General features: G+C 70.5%; 18 protein-coding genes. 3 read left to right on the top strand and 15 right to left on the bottom strand.

Features of this window, described 5'->3' with window-relative positions; translation table 11 throughout:
* Positions 1-49 precede the first annotated feature (49 nt).
* Together gvpU and KIH74_RS29520 are read right to left on the bottom strand one after the other, a co-directional pair.
* Complete coding sequence (gvpU, locus tag KIH74_RS29525; RefSeq protein WP_214159652.1) at positions 50-517, bottom strand: gas vesicle accessory protein GvpU; 468 nt, start codon at positions 515-517, stop codon at positions 50-52.
* Positions 518-548: 31 nt separating this feature from the next.
* Positions 549-923: a MerR family transcriptional regulator gene (locus KIH74_RS29520; protein ID WP_214159651.1), complete on the bottom strand. Its 375-nt coding sequence runs from the start codon at positions 921-923 to the stop codon at positions 549-551.
* 92 nt (positions 924-1,015) lie between these two features.
* Between KIH74_RS29520 and KIH74_RS29515 the strand changes: the two genes are divergently transcribed.
* Complete coding sequence (locus tag KIH74_RS29515; protein WP_214159650.1) at positions 1,016-1,726, top strand: SDR family oxidoreductase; 711 nt, start codon at positions 1,016-1,018, stop codon at positions 1,724-1,726.
* 15 nt (positions 1,727-1,741) lie between these two features.
* Here the strand turns inward: KIH74_RS29515 and KIH74_RS29510 are convergent, their stop codons facing one another.
* Positions 1,742-2,086 (bottom strand): DUF3817 domain-containing protein, encoded by a 345-nt coding sequence (locus tag KIH74_RS29510; RefSeq protein ID WP_214159649.1) that lies wholly within the window; start codon positions 2,084-2,086, stop codon positions 1,742-1,744.
* A 114-nt stretch (positions 2,087-2,200) separates the two neighbouring features.
* Between KIH74_RS29510 and KIH74_RS29505 the strand changes: the two genes are divergently transcribed.
* Positions 2,201-2,422, top strand: coding sequence for a hypothetical protein (locus KIH74_RS29505; RefSeq protein ID WP_214159648.1), 222 nt, complete (start codon positions 2,201-2,203; stop codon positions 2,420-2,422).
* A gap of 2 nt (positions 2,423-2,424) precedes the next feature.
* Here the strand turns inward: KIH74_RS29505 and KIH74_RS29500 are convergent, their stop codons facing one another.
* Both KIH74_RS29500 and KIH74_RS29495 read right to left on the bottom strand, forming a co-directional pair.
* Entirely contained in the window at positions 2,425-3,240 is an 816-nt protein-coding gene (locus KIH74_RS29500; protein WP_214159647.1) for an ABC transporter permease, read from the bottom strand.
* Positions 3,237-4,208 (bottom strand): ATP-binding cassette domain-containing protein, encoded by a 972-nt coding sequence (locus KIH74_RS29495; RefSeq protein ID WP_214159646.1) that lies wholly within the window; start codon positions 4,206-4,208, stop codon positions 3,237-3,239. Before KIH74_RS29495 ends, KIH74_RS29500 begins: the two co-directional genes overlap by 4 nt.
* Before the next feature lie 160 nt (positions 4,209-4,368).
* Between KIH74_RS29495 and KIH74_RS29490 the strand changes: the two genes are divergently transcribed.
* Positions 4,369-4,530 carry a hypothetical protein gene (locus KIH74_RS29490; RefSeq protein ID WP_214159645.1) on the top strand — a complete coding sequence of 54 codons (162 nt, stop codon included), beginning with the start codon at positions 4,369-4,371 and terminating at the stop codon, positions 4,528-4,530.
* Positions 4,531-4,584: 54 nt separating this feature from the next.
* Here KIH74_RS29490 and KIH74_RS29485 read toward each other — a convergent pair whose 3' ends face one another.
* From KIH74_RS29485 to KIH74_RS29440, 10 genes are read right to left on the bottom strand one after another with little or no spacing between them, the layout of a single operon-like run.
* On the bottom strand, positions 4,585-5,247 hold the full coding sequence (locus KIH74_RS29485) for a GntR family transcriptional regulator (RefSeq protein WP_214159644.1): 663 nt from the start codon (positions 5,245-5,247) through the stop codon (positions 4,585-4,587).
* 4 nt (positions 5,248-5,251) lie between these two features.
* Positions 5,252-6,979 carry a thiamine pyrophosphate-binding protein gene (locus KIH74_RS29480; protein WP_214159643.1) on the bottom strand — a complete coding sequence of 576 codons (1,728 nt, stop codon included), beginning with the start codon at positions 6,977-6,979 and terminating at the stop codon, positions 5,252-5,254.
* Positions 6,980-7,000: 21 nt separating this feature from the next.
* Entirely contained in the window at positions 7,001-8,146 is a 1,146-nt protein-coding gene (locus KIH74_RS29475; RefSeq protein WP_214159642.1) for a M20 metallopeptidase family protein, read from the bottom strand.
* Complete coding sequence (locus tag KIH74_RS29470; RefSeq protein WP_214159641.1) at positions 8,143-9,066, bottom strand: LLM class flavin-dependent oxidoreductase; 924 nt, start codon at positions 9,064-9,066, stop codon at positions 8,143-8,145. The genes KIH74_RS29475 and KIH74_RS29470 overlap by 4 nt, the downstream gene beginning before the upstream one ends.
* On the bottom strand, positions 9,063-10,946 hold the full coding sequence (locus KIH74_RS29465) for a hydantoinase B/oxoprolinase family protein (RefSeq protein WP_214159640.1): 1,884 nt from the start codon (positions 10,944-10,946) through the stop codon (positions 9,063-9,065). The genes KIH74_RS29470 and KIH74_RS29465 overlap by 4 nt, the downstream gene beginning before the upstream one ends.
* Positions 10,939-12,972, bottom strand: a complete 2,034-nt coding sequence (locus KIH74_RS29460; protein WP_214159639.1) for a hydantoinase/oxoprolinase family protein — start codon at positions 12,970-12,972, stop codon at positions 10,939-10,941. Before KIH74_RS29460 ends, KIH74_RS29465 begins: the two co-directional genes overlap by 8 nt.
* Positions 12,969-13,787 carry an ABC transporter permease gene (locus tag KIH74_RS29455; protein ID WP_214159638.1) on the bottom strand — a complete coding sequence of 273 codons (819 nt, stop codon included), beginning with the start codon at positions 13,785-13,787 and terminating at the stop codon, positions 12,969-12,971. Before KIH74_RS29455 ends, KIH74_RS29460 begins: the two co-directional genes overlap by 4 nt.
* Positions 13,787-14,665, bottom strand: coding sequence for an ABC transporter permease (locus KIH74_RS37125; RefSeq protein ID WP_214159637.1), 879 nt, complete (start codon positions 14,663-14,665; stop codon positions 13,787-13,789). The genes KIH74_RS29455 and KIH74_RS37125 overlap by 1 nt, the downstream gene beginning before the upstream one ends.
* The gene (locus KIH74_RS29445; protein ID WP_214159636.1) at positions 14,662-15,741 is read right to left on the bottom strand and encodes an ABC transporter ATP-binding protein; all 1,080 of its coding nucleotides are present in this window, start codon (positions 15,739-15,741) and stop codon (positions 14,662-14,664) included. Before KIH74_RS29445 ends, KIH74_RS37125 begins: the two co-directional genes overlap by 4 nt.
* Positions 15,741-16,841, bottom strand: coding sequence for an ABC transporter substrate-binding protein (locus tag KIH74_RS29440; protein ID WP_214159635.1), 1,101 nt, complete (start codon positions 16,839-16,841; stop codon positions 15,741-15,743). Before KIH74_RS29440 ends, KIH74_RS29445 begins: the two co-directional genes overlap by 1 nt.
* Between the last annotated feature and the right edge of the window lie 107 nt (positions 16,842-16,948).

The following is a 16,948-nucleotide window of genomic DNA, read 5'->3' as shown; positions in this document are numbered from 1 at the left end:
GATCCGGCGCCCGGCACGCGTTCTCGCGGCCGGGCGCCGTCCTTTGTTCTCATTGACCGCCGGGCGCGGAGAGCGTGCTCCAGCTCCAGCCGGAGATGTGGGAGATCCGGCCGCGCCACAGCACCGGCTCGGTGGGCGGTGTCGGCACGAACGCCTCGCCCATCACGTACCGGGCGTTCTTCAGGTGCAGGAACTGGTACTCGGCGGGCTGCGGGTCCTCGGTCAGCGGTTCGAGGATCTGCGTGACCGCCTCGTGCAGGCCCTTGTTCAGGTAGCGGCGCAGCGACTCGGCGATCGACTCCCCGCCCGCCATGGTGTGACCGAGCAGGTTCAGCCATTCGTCCTGCCCCACCAGCACCCCGGAGACCAGCGCGCCGTCCACGGCCACGGTGATCCCGACCTCGAACGAGGCCTGCTCGGCGATGCTCGCGAACAGATGCAGGATCGGGTCACCCGCGACTTCCGGGTCGACCGGCTCCAGGGTCACGGTGCCGAGGGGCACGGTGTCTTCGGTCATGCGCCAGACATCGGCAGGGACAGGGATCTTCCTAAGCCACGACCTGCTGCCGGGCGCAGGGCTGCGTGGGATCCACGGCGATGTCGATGATCTCGTCGAGTTTGCGGCGGGCCGCGGCCAGATCGGCCATCTGCCGGTCGATGCGGTCCCGCTCGGCGAGCAGCAGCGCCTGCGAGTACGCGTCGGAGACACCGGTTTCGACGCAGGGCAGCAGGTCCTGGATGGTCTTGCTGGACAGACCCGCGGCGTAGAGCAACTGGATCAGCTGTACCCGCTCCACCGCGGTGTCGCCGTAGTGACGCTGCCCGCTGGTGCTGCGGGTGGCGGCGAGCAGGTTCTGCTCCTCGTAGTACCGCAGCGAACGCACGCTGACGCCCGACCGGGTGGCCAGCTCACCGATCCGCATGAATTCGCCCCTTGCCCCTGACATTGATGTGAGCTTTTAGCGTACCTCGAAGACGCCGGCCACCGGGCCGGCGCGACAACGAGGAGAACGTCATGCAGATCGCCGGATCCGTCGCCCTGGTCACCGGAGCGAACCGCGGGATCGGCCGGGAACTGGCCAGGCACCTGCTGGAACGCGGTGCGGCCAAGGTCTACGCGGCGGCCCGCCGGCCGGCCGAGGTGGACCTGCCCGGCGTCGAGGTGGTGCGGCTCGACCTGACCGACCCGGAGTCGATCACCGCCGCGGCGCAACTGGCCGACGACGTCACCCTGCTGATCAACAACGCCGGTGTCGCCACCAACCAGACGTTCCTGACCGGCGACGTGGCGCAGATCCGCCGCGAGATGGACACGATGTTCTACGGCACGCTCGACGTGACCCGGGCCTTCGCCCCGGCCCGGGGCGGGGCGGTGGTGAACATCCTGTCCGCGCTGAGCTGGTTCAGTTACCCCGGCACACACAGCTATTCGGCCGCGAAGGCGGCGGAGTGGGCGCTGACCAACGGCCTGCGCAACGAGCTGTTCGACCAGGGGACGCAGGTGGTCGGGGTGCACCTGGGAGCGGCGGACACCGACTTCGCGGCCGGTTACCAGGGACCCAAGATCACCACGACGCAGGTCGCGACCGCCACGCTGGACGGCATCGAGGCCGGGCAGCAGGAGGTCGTGGTGGACGACTGGAGCGCGTGGATCAAGTCGTCGCTGGCCAAGGACCCGGCCGAGTTCTACACCCCGGAGTACATCCGGAGCGCCCTGCCGGTCTGAGGACGGCCCGCGAGCTCAGGCCGCGACGGGCGTCTCGACCCTCGGGTCCAGGCGCCCGCTGCGCTTGGCCCAGACCTCGAACACCACCGTGAAGAACGGCGGGATGGACGAGACCAGCGCCAGCAGCAGGGTGCCCACCGACCAGCGCTGTTCGCGGGCGGTCAGCACCGAGAGCAGGACGTAGGCGACGAAGACAGCGCCGTGGATCGGCCCGAAGATCTGTACGCCGGCCTCGGTCGTCTCGGCGACGCGCTTCAGGTACATGCCGATCAGCAGCCCGAGCCAGCTGACCGCCTCGGCGAAGGCGACGACGCGGAACGCGGTGACCACGCGGGAGCTCATGGCCTGGAAGTCTGTCATGCCCGGGTGTGTGACAGGTGTCGCGCCACGGCCGGGGAACTCACGGACGGTGCCGATGCTCCGAACAGGTAACACCCGCTGCGGTTGCACGCAGCGCAATCCTACGATCACTCCATGTCAGTCACCGTGATTCTGGCCCGGCACGACAGCCATGGCCCCACCGCCAGTTCGGACGTGTACAACGACGCCGAGAACATCGAGATCAGCGAGCAGGGCGTGCTCACCGTCGGCTGCGGCTGGCAGGCCGACCGGGTGGTGGTGGGTGCCTACCCGGCCGGCGCCTGGCTGAACGCCTACGTGGACCAGGACCGCGAGTGGCGGGCCGGCAAACCCTGAGATCAGGCCTTGCGGTTGTACATCCGCAGGGCGATCGGTGAGAACACGCCGGTCAGGGCGACCGACGCGACGAGCACGAACAGGATGTCGCCGGAGTCGGGCGTGTCGTTCATCAGCCCCCGCGCCGCCTCGACCAGGAGCGTGACCGGATTGACGTCGACGAACGCCTGCAACCAGCCGGGCATGGTGTCGGGCGGCGCGAACACCGAGCTGACGAAGGTGAGCGGGAACAGGATCATCATCGAGATGCCCATCACCGCCTGCGGAGTGCGCACCCACAGCCCGAGGATCAGCCACAGCCAGCTGAGCGCGAAGCAGAAGGCCAGCAGCAGAGCCACCGCCGCGACCACGCCGATCACGCCGCCCGGCGGCCGGTAACCGATCAGCACGCCGACGATCAGCACGATCGCCGAGGCCATCAGGTAGCGCAGGGTGTCGCCGAGCAGCGCGCCCACGAGCAGCGAGGGGCGCCAGACCGGGAGCGAGCGGATCCGGTCGAACACCCCCTTCTCGATGTCGTTGTTGATCGTCATCGCGGTGTACATGGTGATGAAGACGATGGTCTGCACCAGGATTCCGGGCAGGGCGTAGTGCAGGTACTCCGTCGGTGAGCCGGACACCGCGCCGCCGAACACGTAGGTGAACATCAGCGTGAACATGACCGGGAACATGGTCACGTCGAAGAGCTGCTCGGGCACGTGCTTGATCTTCAGCAGCGCCCGCCAGCCGAAGGTGATCGAGGAGCTGAACGCACCCGCGGGCGGCGGCTTCTCGGCCGAGCCGAGGGCGGCCAGGATCTTCGCGTCGACCGTGCTCATGCCGGCACCTCCTGCTTGCGCTCCGCCTCGTCGGCGGGACGGCCGGTCAGCGCCAGGAACACCTCGTCGAGACTCGGCTGCCCCAGCGCGAACTCACTGATCACCAGGCCACGCTCCCCCACCCGGTGCAGTGCCCCGGCCACCGCGGTCGGGTCGGACACCCGCAGCGACACCGAGGCCGGGTCCGACTCCAGCACCGGCTCCGTGCCCAGGGACTCGGCCAGCAGCCGCGCCACCTCGAGCCGGTCGGCCGGATCGGCCACCCGCACCTTCACCGCGCCGGAGCCCACGGACGCCTTGAGCTGGCCGCTGGTGCCCTCGGCGATCACCCGGCCGTGGTCGATCACCGCGATCCGGTCGGCCAGCTGGTCGGCCTCTTCCAGGTACTGCGTGGTGAGCAGGATGGTGGTGCCCGCGCCGACCAGGGCCCGGACGATCTCCCAGACCTGGTTGCGACTGCGCGGGTCGAGCCCGGTGGTGGGCTCGTCGAGGAACATCAGGTCGGGCCGCACGACGATGCTGCCGGCGATGTCGATACGCCGCCGCATACCCCCCGAATACGCCTTGACCTGCTTGTTGGCCGCGTCGGCCAGGTCGAACGCGGCCAGCAGGTCAGCCGCCCGGGCCCTGGCCGCAGGCCGTGAGTAGCCGTAGAGCCGGCAGAGCAGCAGCAAGTTCTCCTGGCCGGTGAGGTCTTCGTCGAGCGAGGCGAACTGCCCGGTCAGGGCCACCCGGGCACGCACCCGCGCGGCCTCACGCACCACGTCGTGGCCGAGCACCGTGGCGCTGCCGCCGTCCGGGTCGAGCAGGGTGGCCAGCATCCGGATGGTGGTGGTCTTGCCCGCGCCGTTCGGCCCGAGCACCCCGTACACCCCGCCGGACGGGATCCGCAGATCCACCCCGTCCACGGCCATGGTCTGCCCGAACCGCTTCACCAGACCGGCTGTTTCGATGGCCAGGTCGGTCATCGTTTCCCTCCCGGTAGACGTCGTCCCACGCCTCTACCGACCGGCCCGCACGCCGTTTCTCATCGGTGGACGCCGCAGATTAGCCCGGACGGGTGCCTCAGCGCCTCCGAATTCCCCACGCGCCGTAGCCTGACATCACCTTGAGTGAGGGAGGACGACGATGTCTCTTGGCCCACCGGACGACCTGAACTGGGAAGAGATCGGCCCGGACGACGCCGCGAAGCCGACGCGCCCGAGTGAGCGCGGAGCCTGGCGCAATCACGACCACGACACCAGCGACGACAAGGTCGACACCGGTGTCAGCAAGCTCCCGCTCGCCTGAAAAGGTTTCCCCGGGCCGTCATTCGCCCGGGGAAACCCGTTCGGGGAAGAAGAACTAGAAGAGCCGGTCGAGCAGCAGCTGCAACGAGAACTCCACGTGCACGCGGGCGATCTCACCGGCGGTGTCGGCGTCCCGGCCGACCACCGCGTCGATCAGCTGACCGTGCTGGCGCGAGGTGGTGCGCAGCGACTCCTCGTCGTACAGCGCCCCGATCCGGCGGTTGAAGTGGAACAGGCGCTGGTCGCGAATCGTGCGCAGCAGCCGGGGGTTTCCGGACGCCCCACTGATCAGGTCGTGGAAGTCGTCGTTGGCCTTGCCCCGTTCCAGCAGGGTGATCAGGTTCTCCTTGGTCATCACCTCACGCTGGGCCTCGATCCGCTCCAGCGCGGCGGCGTCAGCGTGCAGCGCGGCCAGCCGGGCGGCGTGCGACTCCAGGGCGGCACGCACCCCGTAGATCTCGCTGATCTCCTCCGGCTGGTACACGTGCACGACCCAGCGCCGCCGGCGGGAGTCGACGAGACCGTCGGCGGCCAGGCGCTGGATGCTCTCCCGCACCGGGGTGCGGGAGACGCCCAGCCGCTCGGCGATGTCGTCTTCGACCAGGGGGGTACCGGGGGCGAGCACGCCGTCGGTGATCTCCTGCCGGAGGGTGCCGTACACCGTCTCCGACCGGAGCACCGGCCTCGTGATGCGCTCAGATCCCTCGGAAACCGTCATCTCGTCAGTAAACCGGGCGTTCGGTATTGCCTGCCAGTCCCTTGTCCCAGGCCGGCACCGGAGGCGCGTAGTCGATCATGTGCGGCACGTCGACGTCGATGTAGAACGGCCGGGGGTCCGCCGCGAACGAGGCGAGGGCGGCCTCCAGCTCCTGCGCCGAGGTCACCTTCACGCCGTCGACGCCGTTGGCCTTCGCCACCAGCACCGCGTCCACCGGGCCCGGGTCCACGCCGAAGTAGCGGCCACCGGTGTAGAGGTGCTGGAGCATCTTGATCCAGCCCATGCTGTTGTTCGTCAGCTGCACGAACAGGATCGGCAGGGCGAACCGCGCCGCCGTCTCCAGTTCTCCGCAGGCCATCGCGAAGCTGCCGTCCGCGGTCACCGACACCACCGGCCGGCCGGGCAGCGCCTTGGCCACACCGATCGCGGCCGGGATCGCGTAGCCCATCGGGCCGTGCCCGCGCGGGATCACGGTGCGCCGGCCCGCCTCGGCGACCGGCCAGAACACCGCCACGTTCGGGGTCGGGGTGCCCGGGTCGCCGATCACCGTCACCTCGTCGCCGAGCGCGGCGTGCACGGCCTCGACGACGCTGCGCGGATAGATCACGCCGGGCGCGTGCTCGGGGCCCGCGGTGGCCGGGGTGGCGTCCGCCCGTGCCGCCGCCACCTGGGCACGGCGTTCGTCCAGAACCTGTTTGTGGACGACGGAGAGCTCCGACACCAGCTGGGCCAGCACCGTTTTCGCATCGCCGGCCAGGCCCAGGGAACCCGCGAAGTTACGGCCGGCGCGCTCGGCCTCGATGTCGATCTGGATCACGGTGGTGCCGGTCCGGGCCGGCGCCGTCCATGAATTGGTGTTCGTCGCATTGCCACGCGTGCCCACCAGCAGCACCACGTCAGCCTCCGCCAGGTAGCGGTTGGTGCCCGGCTGGCCGCCGTTGTTGCCGACGATGCCCAGCCACCACTCGTCCGTGGTGGCCACCGCGCCCTGGCCGTGGATGCTGGTCGCCACGCCGGCGCCGAGAACGGCCGCCAGCTGCGACAGTTCGGCGTAACCGGACGACGCGTGCACGCCACCGCCGACCACCACGGCGGGCCTGGCGGCGTTCTCCAGCAGCCGGGCGGCCCGCGCCACGTCGGCCCCGGGGGCCGGGACGCGCTCGGCCGGCAGGGTGGCCACCGAAGTGACGACGGGGGCGTCGGTCATCTCCTCCAGCACGTCCTCCGGCACGATCAGCGCCACCGGCCCCGGGCGCCCGCTGACCGCCGTGCGCAGGGCCTGCGCCACCGCGCCCGGCATGTCGGCCGCCCTCTCCACCACGACCTGCCACTTGGTCACCGCGCTGAACAGCGCCACCTGGTCGATCTCGGTGAGCGCGCCGGTGCCCCGGCTGCTGCGGTGGATGTCCGAGGTGAGCAGCAGCACCGGGATGCCCGAGGCGTACGCGTCACCGAGACCGCCCACCACGTAGGTGGTTCCGCCGCCGCTGGAGACCTCGACCACGCCCACCCGGTTGGTCACCCGGGCGAAGGCGTCGGCCATGTAGGCGGCGTGCCGCTCGTCGCGGGCCAGCACGTGCTCGATCCGCTCGCGCTGGTGGAACAGCGCGTCGTAGAACACCACGCCGGTGTCGCCGGGCACGCCGAACAGGGTCTCGACGCCGTTGGCGATCAGGGCCTCGACGAGGACATCCGCACCTCGTCGGGGATGGCGGGGAGCAACGCTGGACATGGCGACCTTTCAGGTTCAGGACTACAGATGGTGGCGGGCACAGCCGGCCAGGAGCCGGGCCGCGTCCTCGAGCAGGGAGTCGTCGAAAACTGCTCGTGGTGAATGGTTCCCGGCAGGCTGTGCGGCCCCGGGGAAGGCGGCACCGAGATAGCCGAAGGCACCGGGGATCTCGGCGAGCACCTCGGAGAAGTCCTCCGAGCCGGTGCGCGGGTTCTCCAGCTGACGGTACCGCCCGGCGCCGAACAGGCCGGTGGCGACGTTCTCGAGAACCGTTGCCGCAGCGGCGTCATTGATCGTGGGAGCCATCACCGGGGTGAACGTCACCTCGGCCCGGCAGCCGCTGCCGGCCGCCACCGACTCGGCCAGCGCCGGAAGTTCCCTGGCCACCCGGGCGGTGTGCTCGGCGGAGAAGGTGCGGATACCGGCTCGCAGTGTGGCCCGCTCGGCGATCACGTTCGGCGCGCTGCCGGCGTGGAACTCGCCGAAGGTCAGCACCACCGGGTCGAAGGCGCTGAACCGCCGGGCCACGTAGGTCTGTGCCGCGGTGAGGATCTGCGCGGCCACCGGGATCGGGTCGAGCGCCTCGTGCGGCCGCCCGCCGTGTCCGCCCCGGCCGATCACGTCGATCTGCATCGTGCTGTAGGCGGCCATGATCGGGCCCGGCCGGCCGTGGAACACACCGTGCGGCAGGTCGGCGATGACGTGCAGGGCGTAGGCCGCGACCGGCCTGGTTCCCGAGGCCTCGAGCAGACCCTCGGCCAGCATCGCCCTCGCACCGCCGTGCCCCTCCTCACCGGGCTGGAACATCAGGACGACGTCGCCCGCGCGCTGCTCGGCGTGGAGCAGGCGCGCGGCGCCGACCAGCGCGGCGGTGTGCAGGTCGTGCCCGCAGGCGTGCATCGCGCCGTTGGCCGAGGCGAACGGCAGGCCGGTGTCCTCGGTGATCGGCAGGGCGTCCATGTCGCCGCGCAGCAGCACCGTGGGGCCGGGCCGCTGACCGCGCAGCACCGCGACCACCGAGCTGGACCCGGTGCCCAGGGTGATCTCCAGCCCGAGCCCGGCCAGCGCCTCGACCACCCGGGCCTGGGTGCGCGGCAGGTCGAGCCCGACCTCGGGGTCGGCGTGCAGCTCGCGGCGCAGCGTCACCAGGTCGCCGGCCAGGGTCACGGCCGTTCCCCGGCCTGCAACCGCGGCATCACGGTCTCGACCACCTCGGTGAACACCTCCGGGTCGTGCGGCCCCTGCAACGGGAAGGGGAACATGAACTCGGTGATGCCCGCCTCGGCGTAGCCGCCGACGGTGTCGCGGAACTGCTGCACCGAGACCCACGGCGCGTCCTGCGTGAAGGCGAGCATGAACGAGCGACGCAGCGTGGCCGGGTCGCGGCCGATCCTCTCGCACTCGGCGTCGAGGAACGCCGAGCGCCGGGCGGTGACCGTGAGGCTCTCCTGCGCGGTCAGTTTCACGCCCTTGGCCAGCTGGCTGAACAGCGTGCCGTACGAGTTCCAGACGTCGGCGTACCGGGCGGTGACCGCGAGCGACGACTTCAGGTGGGCGGCCACCAGCAGCGGCACCTGCGGCGCCACCGGCGCCGGGCCGGCCACCCCGGAGGTGCGGTAGTAGGTGCCGTCGAACGCCAGCTCGCCGCCGCTGCTCACCCGCCGCACCACGTCGAGGTACTCGGCCAGCCGGGCCGACTTCTCCTCCGGGCCCCAGGCCGGTTCCCCGGCCACGGCACCGTCTTTCGGGTTTCCGCCGGCGCCGATCCCGGCCACCGCGCGACCGCCGGACATGTGGTCGAGCGTCAGCGCCTGCTTGCCCAGCACGGCGGGGTTGCGCATGTTGATCGCCGACACCAGGGTGCCGACGCTCACCCGCGTGGTGGCGTTCGCGATCCCGGCAGCCAGCATCCAGGCGTCGAAACGCGGCTGGGTGTAACCGTTCCCGTCGGCATTCAGGGCGCTCCACAGATGGTCGCCGGCCCACAGCGCGTCGAACCCGGCGGCCTCGAAGTGGCGCCAGCGCTCGGTGAGCACCGGCCAGTCGGCGGCGGCGTGGGTCATCAGGCCGAATCGCAGGGCGGTCATGCCGGGATCTCCTCGGGTGGGCGGGGTGTGTCCAGGTTCTCGAGTCCGGCCGCGTCCAGCGTCTCGGCCAGGATCTCCGGCGTCACCACGCCGTCACCCACGGCCCCGTCGATGCGCAGGTACAGCGCCCGGTAGATCCCGGCCTGCTTCGCCGAGGGCACCTGGCCGAGCACCGCGTGCACCAGACGTTGCTGCAACTCCTGCGGAAAGCGCCGGTCGTACGAATCGCGGGCCGGGCCGAAGTCGAAAAGCCCTTCTCCGGAACCGGATCCGAGGCCACCACCGCCGGGCGTCTCCACCCGCAGCACGTCACCGGCGCGCAGCGTGATCGAGCCGACCCGGCCGAGGTTGCGCTCGCCGGGCGTACCCGGGTTCAGGGTGGCCATGCCGGGTGCTCCCGGCCCGCCGCCGGCCACACCGAACGGCTGGTAGAACAACCGCTCCAGGCCGCGCACCACGAACGTCACGTCGTCTTCGAGGCTCCTGATCTGCACCACCAGACCGTCGCCGCCGGGCTGCTCGCCGGTGCCGCCGGAACCGCGCCGGTAGCGGTACTCCTCCACCAGCACCGGCACGTCCGACTCCAGCACCTCGTTCGGCACGTTCCGCAGCCAGCCACCCATGTAACTGGTGCCGTCGAGACCGGGCTGCCCCGGACGTCCACCGGAACCACCCGTGAGTGGTTGCCCGACCGACACCTTGCGCTCACCGGTGGCCAGGTCGACGTGCGAGATCGAGGCGATGGCCACCAGTCCCGACCCGGGGGCCATCTTCTGCGGCGAGGCCTGCGCCAGGCAGCCCACCACGCAGTCCATGATCCGGAAGAACACCGCCGCGCGCACCCCGCACGGGGCACCGGGACGCGGGTTCACGATCGAGCCGGGCGGCAGGTGCGCGGTCAGCGGCCGCACCAGCCCGGAGTTGTACGGAATTTGCTTGTCCTGCGAGTAGAACCAGTTCACCAGCGCGAAAGCCAGCATGTAGTGCCCGGGTTCACCGCCGGTGTGCAGGTTGATGGCCTCCAGCACCTGCGGCGAGGTGCCGGTGAAGTCCAAATGCGCCCGTCCCTCGCCCACGGTCAGCCTCAGCGCCAGCCGGGTCGGCGGCACCTCGGTCACCCGGGATCCGTCGGCCTCCAGCCGCTCCACGCCCTCGACGTAGTCGACGAAGTCGTACGAGCCCGGTTCCAGCGAGTCCAGGAGCGAGGACGCCCGGGACGAGGCGGTGTCGAGCAAATCGGCGATCGCGGCCTTCACCGCGTCCTTGCCGTAGGTCTCGGCGATCTCGCTCAGCCGGCGCTGCGCCGTGCGCAGGCCCGCCACCTGGGCCTCCAGGTCGCCCAGGTTCTGCGCGGGCACCCGGGAATTGCGCGCCACCAGATCGAAGACGCCCTGATTGCGCTCGCCCGCGGTCAGCAACCGCACCGGCGGGATCAGCAGCCCCTCCTGGTGCATGTCGGTGTGCCCCCAGTCGATGGAGCTGGGCACGCTGCCGCCGATGTCCGAGGAGTGCACGAAACTCAGCGCGTAGGCGATGATCTCGCCGTCGACGTAGAGCGGCTGCCAGGCCCACAGGTCGGGCAGGTGGGTGACCAGGCCGCCGGTGGCGTCCGGGTCGTTGCTCAGCCCGACGTCGCCGGGCGCGTACGGCGCGAGCGACTCGATCACCGCGCGGGCCGGCACCCCGATCATCAGGTTGCCCGAGATCCGGCGCGGGGCGGCGAACACCTCGCCGTCCGGCGTCACCAGACAGGTGCCGAAGTCGGCGGTCTGCTTGACGAAGATGCTGAAGCTGGTGCGACGGATGTTCTCCGCCATCTCCTCCACCACCGCGGCGAAGCGGTGCGAGAGGATCTCCAGCACGACCGGTGAACTACGCATGCGTCCCACCCACCCTGATCCGCAGGTTCCCGTGCTCGTCCACCCGGGCGGTGCAGCCCGAGGGCACGAAGATGCTGGTGTCGGGGGCCGGGATCACGGCCGGGCCCTGGATCACCGCGCCGATCGGCAGTTCCGGGCGGCGGTAGATCGTGGCGTCCACCACCACCCCGTCCTCGACCAGCCGATGCTTCACCCCCTGCGCCGAAGAACCGCCCACCGCAACCGGTTCGGGCAGGGACGGCGAGGCCGCCAGGGTCAGCCGCAGGCTGCGCACGTCCAGCCCGGCGTCCCCGGGGTCCACCGCGTAGGCCCGCACGTACGCCTCGGCGAACGCCCGGCCCAGGGCCTCGACACTGACCTCGGAGGACAGCGTGATCGGCAGGGTGAACGACTGTCCGGTGAGCTGGACGTCGGCCCAGCGGGTCACCGTGACGTCCGGGTGCAGCCGGTGGTCCTGCTCGGCGTACCACTGCTCGGCCTGGCGCTGGAGCGCGTCCCAGCCGTCCACCAGCTCGGCGGTGGTGACCGGGCCGCCCACCGGCGTCACCAGGTCGACCCGCATGTCGGTGGCCAGGGCCCCGTAGGCGCACAGGGTTCCGGGCGAGGTCGGGATGAACACCTCGGGCATCTTCAGCGCGGCGGCCAGCAGCGCGGCCTGCACCGGCCCGGCGCCGCCGTAGGCGACCAGGGTCATGCCGGACGGGTCCACCCCGTGCTGGGCGCACAGCGGGATGAGCTGCGAGTGCATCATCGCGGTGGCCACGGCCACGGCCGACTCGGCCGCCGCCTCGATGCTCAGGCCCAGCCGTTCGGCCAGCGGGCGCAGGGCGTCGCGGGCCCGGTCCGGGTCGATGTCGACCGTGCCCGAGGCGAAGTCGGCCGGGTCGATGTAGCCGCAGACCACGTAGGCGTCGGTGAGCGTGGGCTCGGTGCCGCCGCGGGAGTAGCAGGCCGGTCCGGGATAGGCGCCGGCGCTGCGCGGGCCGACCTTGAGCACGCCGTTCGCGTCGACGTGGATGACCGAGCCGCCGCCCGCGCCGATCGACGAGACCTCGACCGAGGGGATGATCAGCGGGAACTCGCCGATCTCGCTCTCGGTGGAGTAGGGGATGCCGCCGTCGACGATGGCGCAGTCCACGCTGGTGCCGCCCATGTCCATGGTGATCAGCCGGTCGACGCCCGCGGTGCCGGCCACCCGCATGGTGCCGGCCACACCGGAAGCCGGTCCGGAGAGCAGGGTCTCGACGGCGGTGCGGAGAAACTCCTGCGGATGCGTCTCGATCGAGGTGACGCCGCCGTTGGACTTGGTGATGTGCATCGGGCAGTCCAGGCCCAGGGCGCGCAGTTCCGACGAGAGGTATTTCAGGTAGTCGCCCAGCGCCCGGCCGACGTGCGCGGCCAGCACCGCGACGGTGGCCCGCTCGTACTCCTTCTCCTCCGGCCAGAGCCCGCTGGAGCAGGCCACCGGCAGCTGCGGGAAGGCCTCGGCGATCACCGCGGCGGCCTGCCGTTCGTGCTGGCCGAACCGGTGCGAGTGCAGGAACGCGATGGCGACCGCCTCCACGCCGTCGTCGACCAGGCTCCGCACGGCGCTGCGCACCTGCTCGGGGTCGAGCGGCGTGACCAGGGAACCGTCGGCGCGCATCCTCTCGCCGATCTCCCGGACGTCGGTGGGGGCTACCAGCGGACGTCGCGGGGCGGTGAAGTAGTCGATCGGGTCGGGCAGGCGCAGCCGGCCGATCGACAGCAGGTCCGGAAAGCCCTGCGTGACCAGCAGACCCACCCGGGCACCGGTGCGCTGGAGCAGTGTGTTCAGCGCGAAGGTCTGCCCGTGCGAGAAGTACTCGACCTGGTCCGGCGTGATCCGCGCGTGGTCCAGCATCTTGCGCACCCCGGCGATCACCGCCCGGGCGGGCTGTCCGGCGTCCGAGGGCACCTTGTCGGTGAACAGCTCACCGGTCGAGGCGTTCGCGAGCACGATGTCGGTGAAGGTGCCCCCGACGTCGACGCCGAGCCGGTAACTCATTCGTCCATCCCTTCGCCGCTACGGGTATTTTCGCGCCACAGCCCGGCCCGGCGCACGGCCAGCCCGGTGAGCAGGGCGACGGCGAGCGAGCCGACGATCATCAGGCTGGACACGGCCGAGGTGGTGGGGTCCTGGTCCTGCTGGAGGCGCAGGAAGATGGCCACCGGCAGCGTGGTGGTGTCGGCGGGCATCAGGAAGATCGACAGGTCGACCTCGTCGAACGAGGTGAGGAAGGCGAACACGGCGGCGATCAGCAGGGGCATGCGGATCTGCGGCAGCGTCACCCGGAAGAACGCCTTCAGCGGCGAGGCCCCGAGGTCGCGGGCGGCCTCCTCCAGCGCCGGGTCGGACCCGGCCAGCCCGGCGCCGATCAGCGCCACCACGAACGGCAGCAGGAGCAGCACATGGGCGAAGGCCACCCCGCCGACCGTGCCGTAGGCGGTCGGGAACAACGACACGTAGAGGGTGAAGAAGCAGAACCCGGCCACCACGCGGGGCAGGCTGAGCGGGGCGACGAACACCGAGCGCAGGAACCCGGCAGCCGGAATCCTGGTACGGGCCAGGGCATATGCGGCCGGCGTGCCGAGCAGCAGGGCGATCGCCGTGGCCAGCGCGGCCACCTCGACGGAGTAGAGGATGCCCACCCGGAACGGCTCGTAGTCGAGCGCCTCGCCGATCCAGTGCAGGGTGAAGCCGTCGGGCACCAGGCTGGTGAGCACCTCGTCCGGGCTGACCGAGGCGAGCAGCACGACCACCAACGGAGCCAGCACGAAAACGGTGACCAGGGTGAGGAAGACGGCCCTCAGAACGCGCATCACCGGGCACCGCCCCCGCCGATCAGTCTCGTCACGAGCGCGAACAGCGAGAGCACGACCAGCGTGATCACCAGCAGCAACACCGCCTGCACCGCCGCCAGCGGCCAGGCCAGCAGCTGGATGTTCTGGTAGATGGTCTGCGCCAGCACGGTCACCCGGCCGCCGCCGAGCAGCGCCGGGGTGGCGAAAGCACTGATGGTGAGCGTGAACACGAGCTGCATGGCACTCAGCAGGCCGGGCACGGTGAGGGGCAGCAGCACCTTCCGGAAGCGCTGCATCGCACTCGCCCCGAGATCGGCTGCCGCCTCGGTATATTCGGGCGGTATGGTGCGGATCGAGCTGAGGATCGGGAACACCGCGAACGGCAGTTCCACGTGCACCAGCGCGAGGATCACCCCGGGCTCGTGGTAAAGCCAGCTGTCGAAGGTGTCGCCGAACGGACCACCCGTGCGCAGCAGCAACTGCCAGCCGTAACTACGGACGACGACACTCACCAGGATCGGCGAGAAGACGACGAAGAGCATCGCGGCCGCCGCCCAGCCCCGGCGCATGGTCTGGATGCACCAGGCGAGCGGGTAGGCGACGAGCACCGTGATCAGGCTGACGATCAGGCCGAGCCGGAGCGTGGTGCCGATGGTCGACCACAGGTACGAGTCGCCCAGGGCCGTCGACCAGGTGCCGAGGTCGAACGGTGCGAACAGCACGCTGGTCTTCTCGGTGCGCACGCTGTACGAGATCAGCAGCGCCACCACGGTGACGAAGGCGATGGCCAGGTAGACCACGCCCGGAAGCACCAGCAGCGCCGCCGGATTCCGGCGGCGCCTGGTCAGCCTGGTTGCCGGGGCCACGAGCCCGGCCCCGGACGGTTGGCCCGTCACGCGGCCGCCCCGGAGCGCTCCGGGCCGAAGCGGCGGACCGCCCCGGGCTCGAAGCCGATGCCGACCTGGTCACCGGCCGACACGCCCACGCCGCCGGGCGGCAGCTCGGCCAGCACCTCGCGGCCGGTGCTGGTGTTCAGCGCCACCCGCACGCTCTTGCCGGTGAAGCTCGTGGTCAGCACCCGGGCGGTGCCGAGCGCGGCGGGGTCCGAGGCGGGCAGCAGCCGGATCGCCTCGGGACGCACGGCGAGCGACTCGGTCACTGTCAGGCTCTGCTGCGGCCAGGGGAAGAGCAGCCCGTCCGCGGTCTGTCCGCCGTCCACCGTTGTGAGGTTCTCGAAAACGTTGTTCTCGCCGATGAACCCGGCCACGAAGCGACTGGCGGGCTGCTCGTAGAGCTCGCGGGCGCTGCCCGACTGCTCGACCACGCCGGCGTTCATCACCGCGATCTCGTCGGCGATCTCCATCGCCTCGGCCTGGTTGTGGGTGACGCAGACGAACGTGGTGCCGGTTTCCTGCTGCCAGCGCCGCAGTTCGCGGCGCATGCGCAGCTGGAGCGCGAGATCCAGGGCGGAGAGCGGCTCGTCGAGCAGCAGCACGTCGGGCCGCCGCACCAGGGCGCGGGCGATCGCGACCCGCTGGCGCTGCCCGCCGGAGAGGGTGGCCGGGCTCCGGCCGGCGTACTCGCCCATCGCGACCAGGTCGAGAATTTCGCTCACCCGGGAACGGATCTCGCTCTTCGCCGTCCGTCGGTCGGTCTTCAGGCCGAAGGCGATGTTGTCCGCGACGGACAGGTGCGGGAACAACGCGCCGGACTGGAACACCAGGTTGGTGGGACGACGGTGGGCGGCGGTCCGGCTGTGGTCCGTTCCGCCGATCACCACCGTGCCGGTGTCCGGGGTGTCCAGCCCGGCCATGATCCGCAGCAGGGTCGTCTTGCCGCAGCCGGAAGGGCCCAGCAGACAGTGGAAACTGCTGCTGGAGATGCTGAGACTGATCGGCCCCAGCACCCGCTGGCCGTCGAAGGCTCTGGTGACGTCTGTGATCTCGACCGAGCTGGCCCCGAATTCACTCATCAGATGTGGGCCTTCACGTCCTTGTTCCAGGCCGTGGTGGCATCTTCGATGTTCTCCACCAGCGTGACCCAGTCGATCTGGATCGCCGACTCCACCGCGTCCAGCTGGAAGGTGTCCTTGTCGGCCAGCTCGGCCTTCAGCTCGGCGCCCTCGACCAGCGGGATCAGCCCGTTGAGGTTGCAGTACTCGGCCACGTTCTCCGGCGTGAACAGCTCGTTCATCAGCTTCGCCGCCTGTTCGAGCTGCGCGTCGGACGAGCCCTTGACCAGCTGGAAGCCCTCCGGGAAGGCCATCATGCCCTCGTCGGGAGCGACGAAACCGATGTCGTCACCGGCGTCGATCCAGGGCTGCGCGACCCCCTGGAAGCCCGGGGCGATCACCACCTCGCCGGAGTTCAGCTGCTGCCGCAGAGCGTCGGTGGAGGCGATGAAACCGTGGAACTGCCCGGCCTTGGCCGCCTTCGAGAAGATCTCCAGGCCCGGGTCCAGGTCGCTCTCCGAGCCACCGTTCAGCTTGGCGATCACCGGCAGCGCGTTCACACTGAAAGCCGGTGCGTCCCAGGTGGTCACCTTGCCCCGGTAGGCGCTGTCGAACAGGTCCATCCACGACGTCGGCGGGGTCTTGAACGCCTTCTTGCTGTAGACCAGGCCCATCGCGTCCATCACCATGTAGGCGCCGCGGCGGTCGCTGATCTGGTACTTGCTGTTGACCAGGTCCACGTTCGAGACCGAGTCCGGGATCGGCTCCCAGAGGTCCGAGTTGTTGCCCTGCGCGAAGCTCTGGCCGTTGAAGAAGCCCAGGTTCAGCAGCGGGGAGTTCTTGTCGATCTGCACCGACGAGACCAGCTTGGGGAAGGTGTCGGCGTTGGTGCCCTCGATGTAGGCCACCTCCACGTCGTTCGCCGCCGCGAACGCGTCACCCACCTTCACCGGCACGGTGGCCTGGGCACCGGCCCAGTGGAACATCGTGATCTTGGTGGAACCGCCCGACGAACCGCCCGACGACGAACCGCCCGGCGACCCGCAGGCCGACAGTCCGATCAGGCCGGCCAGCGCGCCGGCGCCGAAAAACCCTCGACGGGTCAGGTTGTTGCTGTTCATGAGTTCGATCCCTAGGGGCAGCAGGGCGGCTCTAACGACGTCATCGACTTTCGCATACGAATTCGCATACGAAAAGAGCGGCGATCTCCGTTCCCTGTTCATCGGAC

The organism is Kineosporia corallincola (genome assembly GCF_018499875.1).
Lineage (GTDB): Bacteria > Actinomycetota > Actinomycetes > Actinomycetales > Kineosporiaceae > Kineosporia > Kineosporia corallincola.
The sequence above is the reverse complement of the archived record's forward strand: the minus strand, read 5'-3'. Positions and strand labels throughout refer to the sequence as shown.

Excerpts from the sequence above, each read along its gene's own strand:
- KIH74_RS29505 (WP_214159648.1), top strand. The coding sequence starts at position 2,201 with ATGTCAGTCACCGTGATTCTGGCCCGGCACGACAGCCATGGCCCCACC.
- KIH74_RS29440 (WP_214159635.1), bottom strand. The coding sequence starts at position 16,841 with ATGAACAGCAACAACCTGACCCGTCGAGGGTTTTTCGGCGCCGGCGCG.
- KIH74_RS29465 (WP_214159640.1), bottom strand. The coding sequence starts at position 10,946 with ATGCGTAGTTCACCGGTCGTGCTGGAGATCCTCTCGCACCGCTTCGCC.
- KIH74_RS29500 (WP_214159647.1), bottom strand. The coding sequence starts at position 3,240 with ATGAGCACGGTCGACGCGAAGATCCTGGCCGCCCTCGGCTCGGCCGAG.
- KIH74_RS29520 (WP_214159651.1), bottom strand. The coding sequence starts at position 923 with ATGCGGATCGGTGAGCTGGCCACCCGGTCGGGCGTCAGCGTGCGTTCG.
- KIH74_RS29495 (WP_214159646.1), bottom strand. The coding sequence starts at position 4,208 with ATGACCGACCTGGCCATCGAAACAGCCGGTCTGGTGAAGCGGTTCGGG.
- KIH74_RS29515 (WP_214159650.1), top strand. The coding sequence starts at position 1,016 with ATGCAGATCGCCGGATCCGTCGCCCTGGTCACCGGAGCGAACCGCGGG.
- KIH74_RS29485 (WP_214159644.1), bottom strand. The coding sequence starts at position 5,247 with ATGACGGTTTCCGAGGGATCTGAGCGCATCACGAGGCCGGTGCTCCGG.
- gvpU (WP_214159652.1), bottom strand. The coding sequence starts at position 517 with ATGACCGAAGACACCGTGCCCCTCGGCACCGTGACCCTGGAGCCGGTC.
- KIH74_RS29480 (WP_214159643.1), bottom strand. The coding sequence starts at position 6,979 with ATGTCCAGCGTTGCTCCCCGCCATCCCCGACGAGGTGCGGATGTCCTC.
- KIH74_RS29510 (WP_214159649.1), bottom strand. The coding sequence starts at position 2,086 with ATGACAGACTTCCAGGCCATGAGCTCCCGCGTGGTCACCGCGTTCCGC.
- KIH74_RS29460 (WP_214159639.1), bottom strand. The coding sequence starts at position 12,972 with ATGAGTTACCGGCTCGGCGTCGACGTCGGGGGCACCTTCACCGACATC.
- KIH74_RS29445 (WP_214159636.1), bottom strand. The coding sequence starts at position 15,741 with ATGAGTGAATTCGGGGCCAGCTCGGTCGAGATCACAGACGTCACCAGA.
- KIH74_RS29455 (WP_214159638.1), bottom strand. The coding sequence starts at position 13,787 with ATGCGCGTTCTGAGGGCCGTCTTCCTCACCCTGGTCACCGTTTTCGTG.
- KIH74_RS29470 (WP_214159641.1), bottom strand. The coding sequence starts at position 9,066 with ATGACCGCCCTGCGATTCGGCCTGATGACCCACGCCGCCGCCGACTGG.
- KIH74_RS29490 (WP_214159645.1), top strand. The coding sequence starts at position 4,369 with ATGTCTCTTGGCCCACCGGACGACCTGAACTGGGAAGAGATCGGCCCG.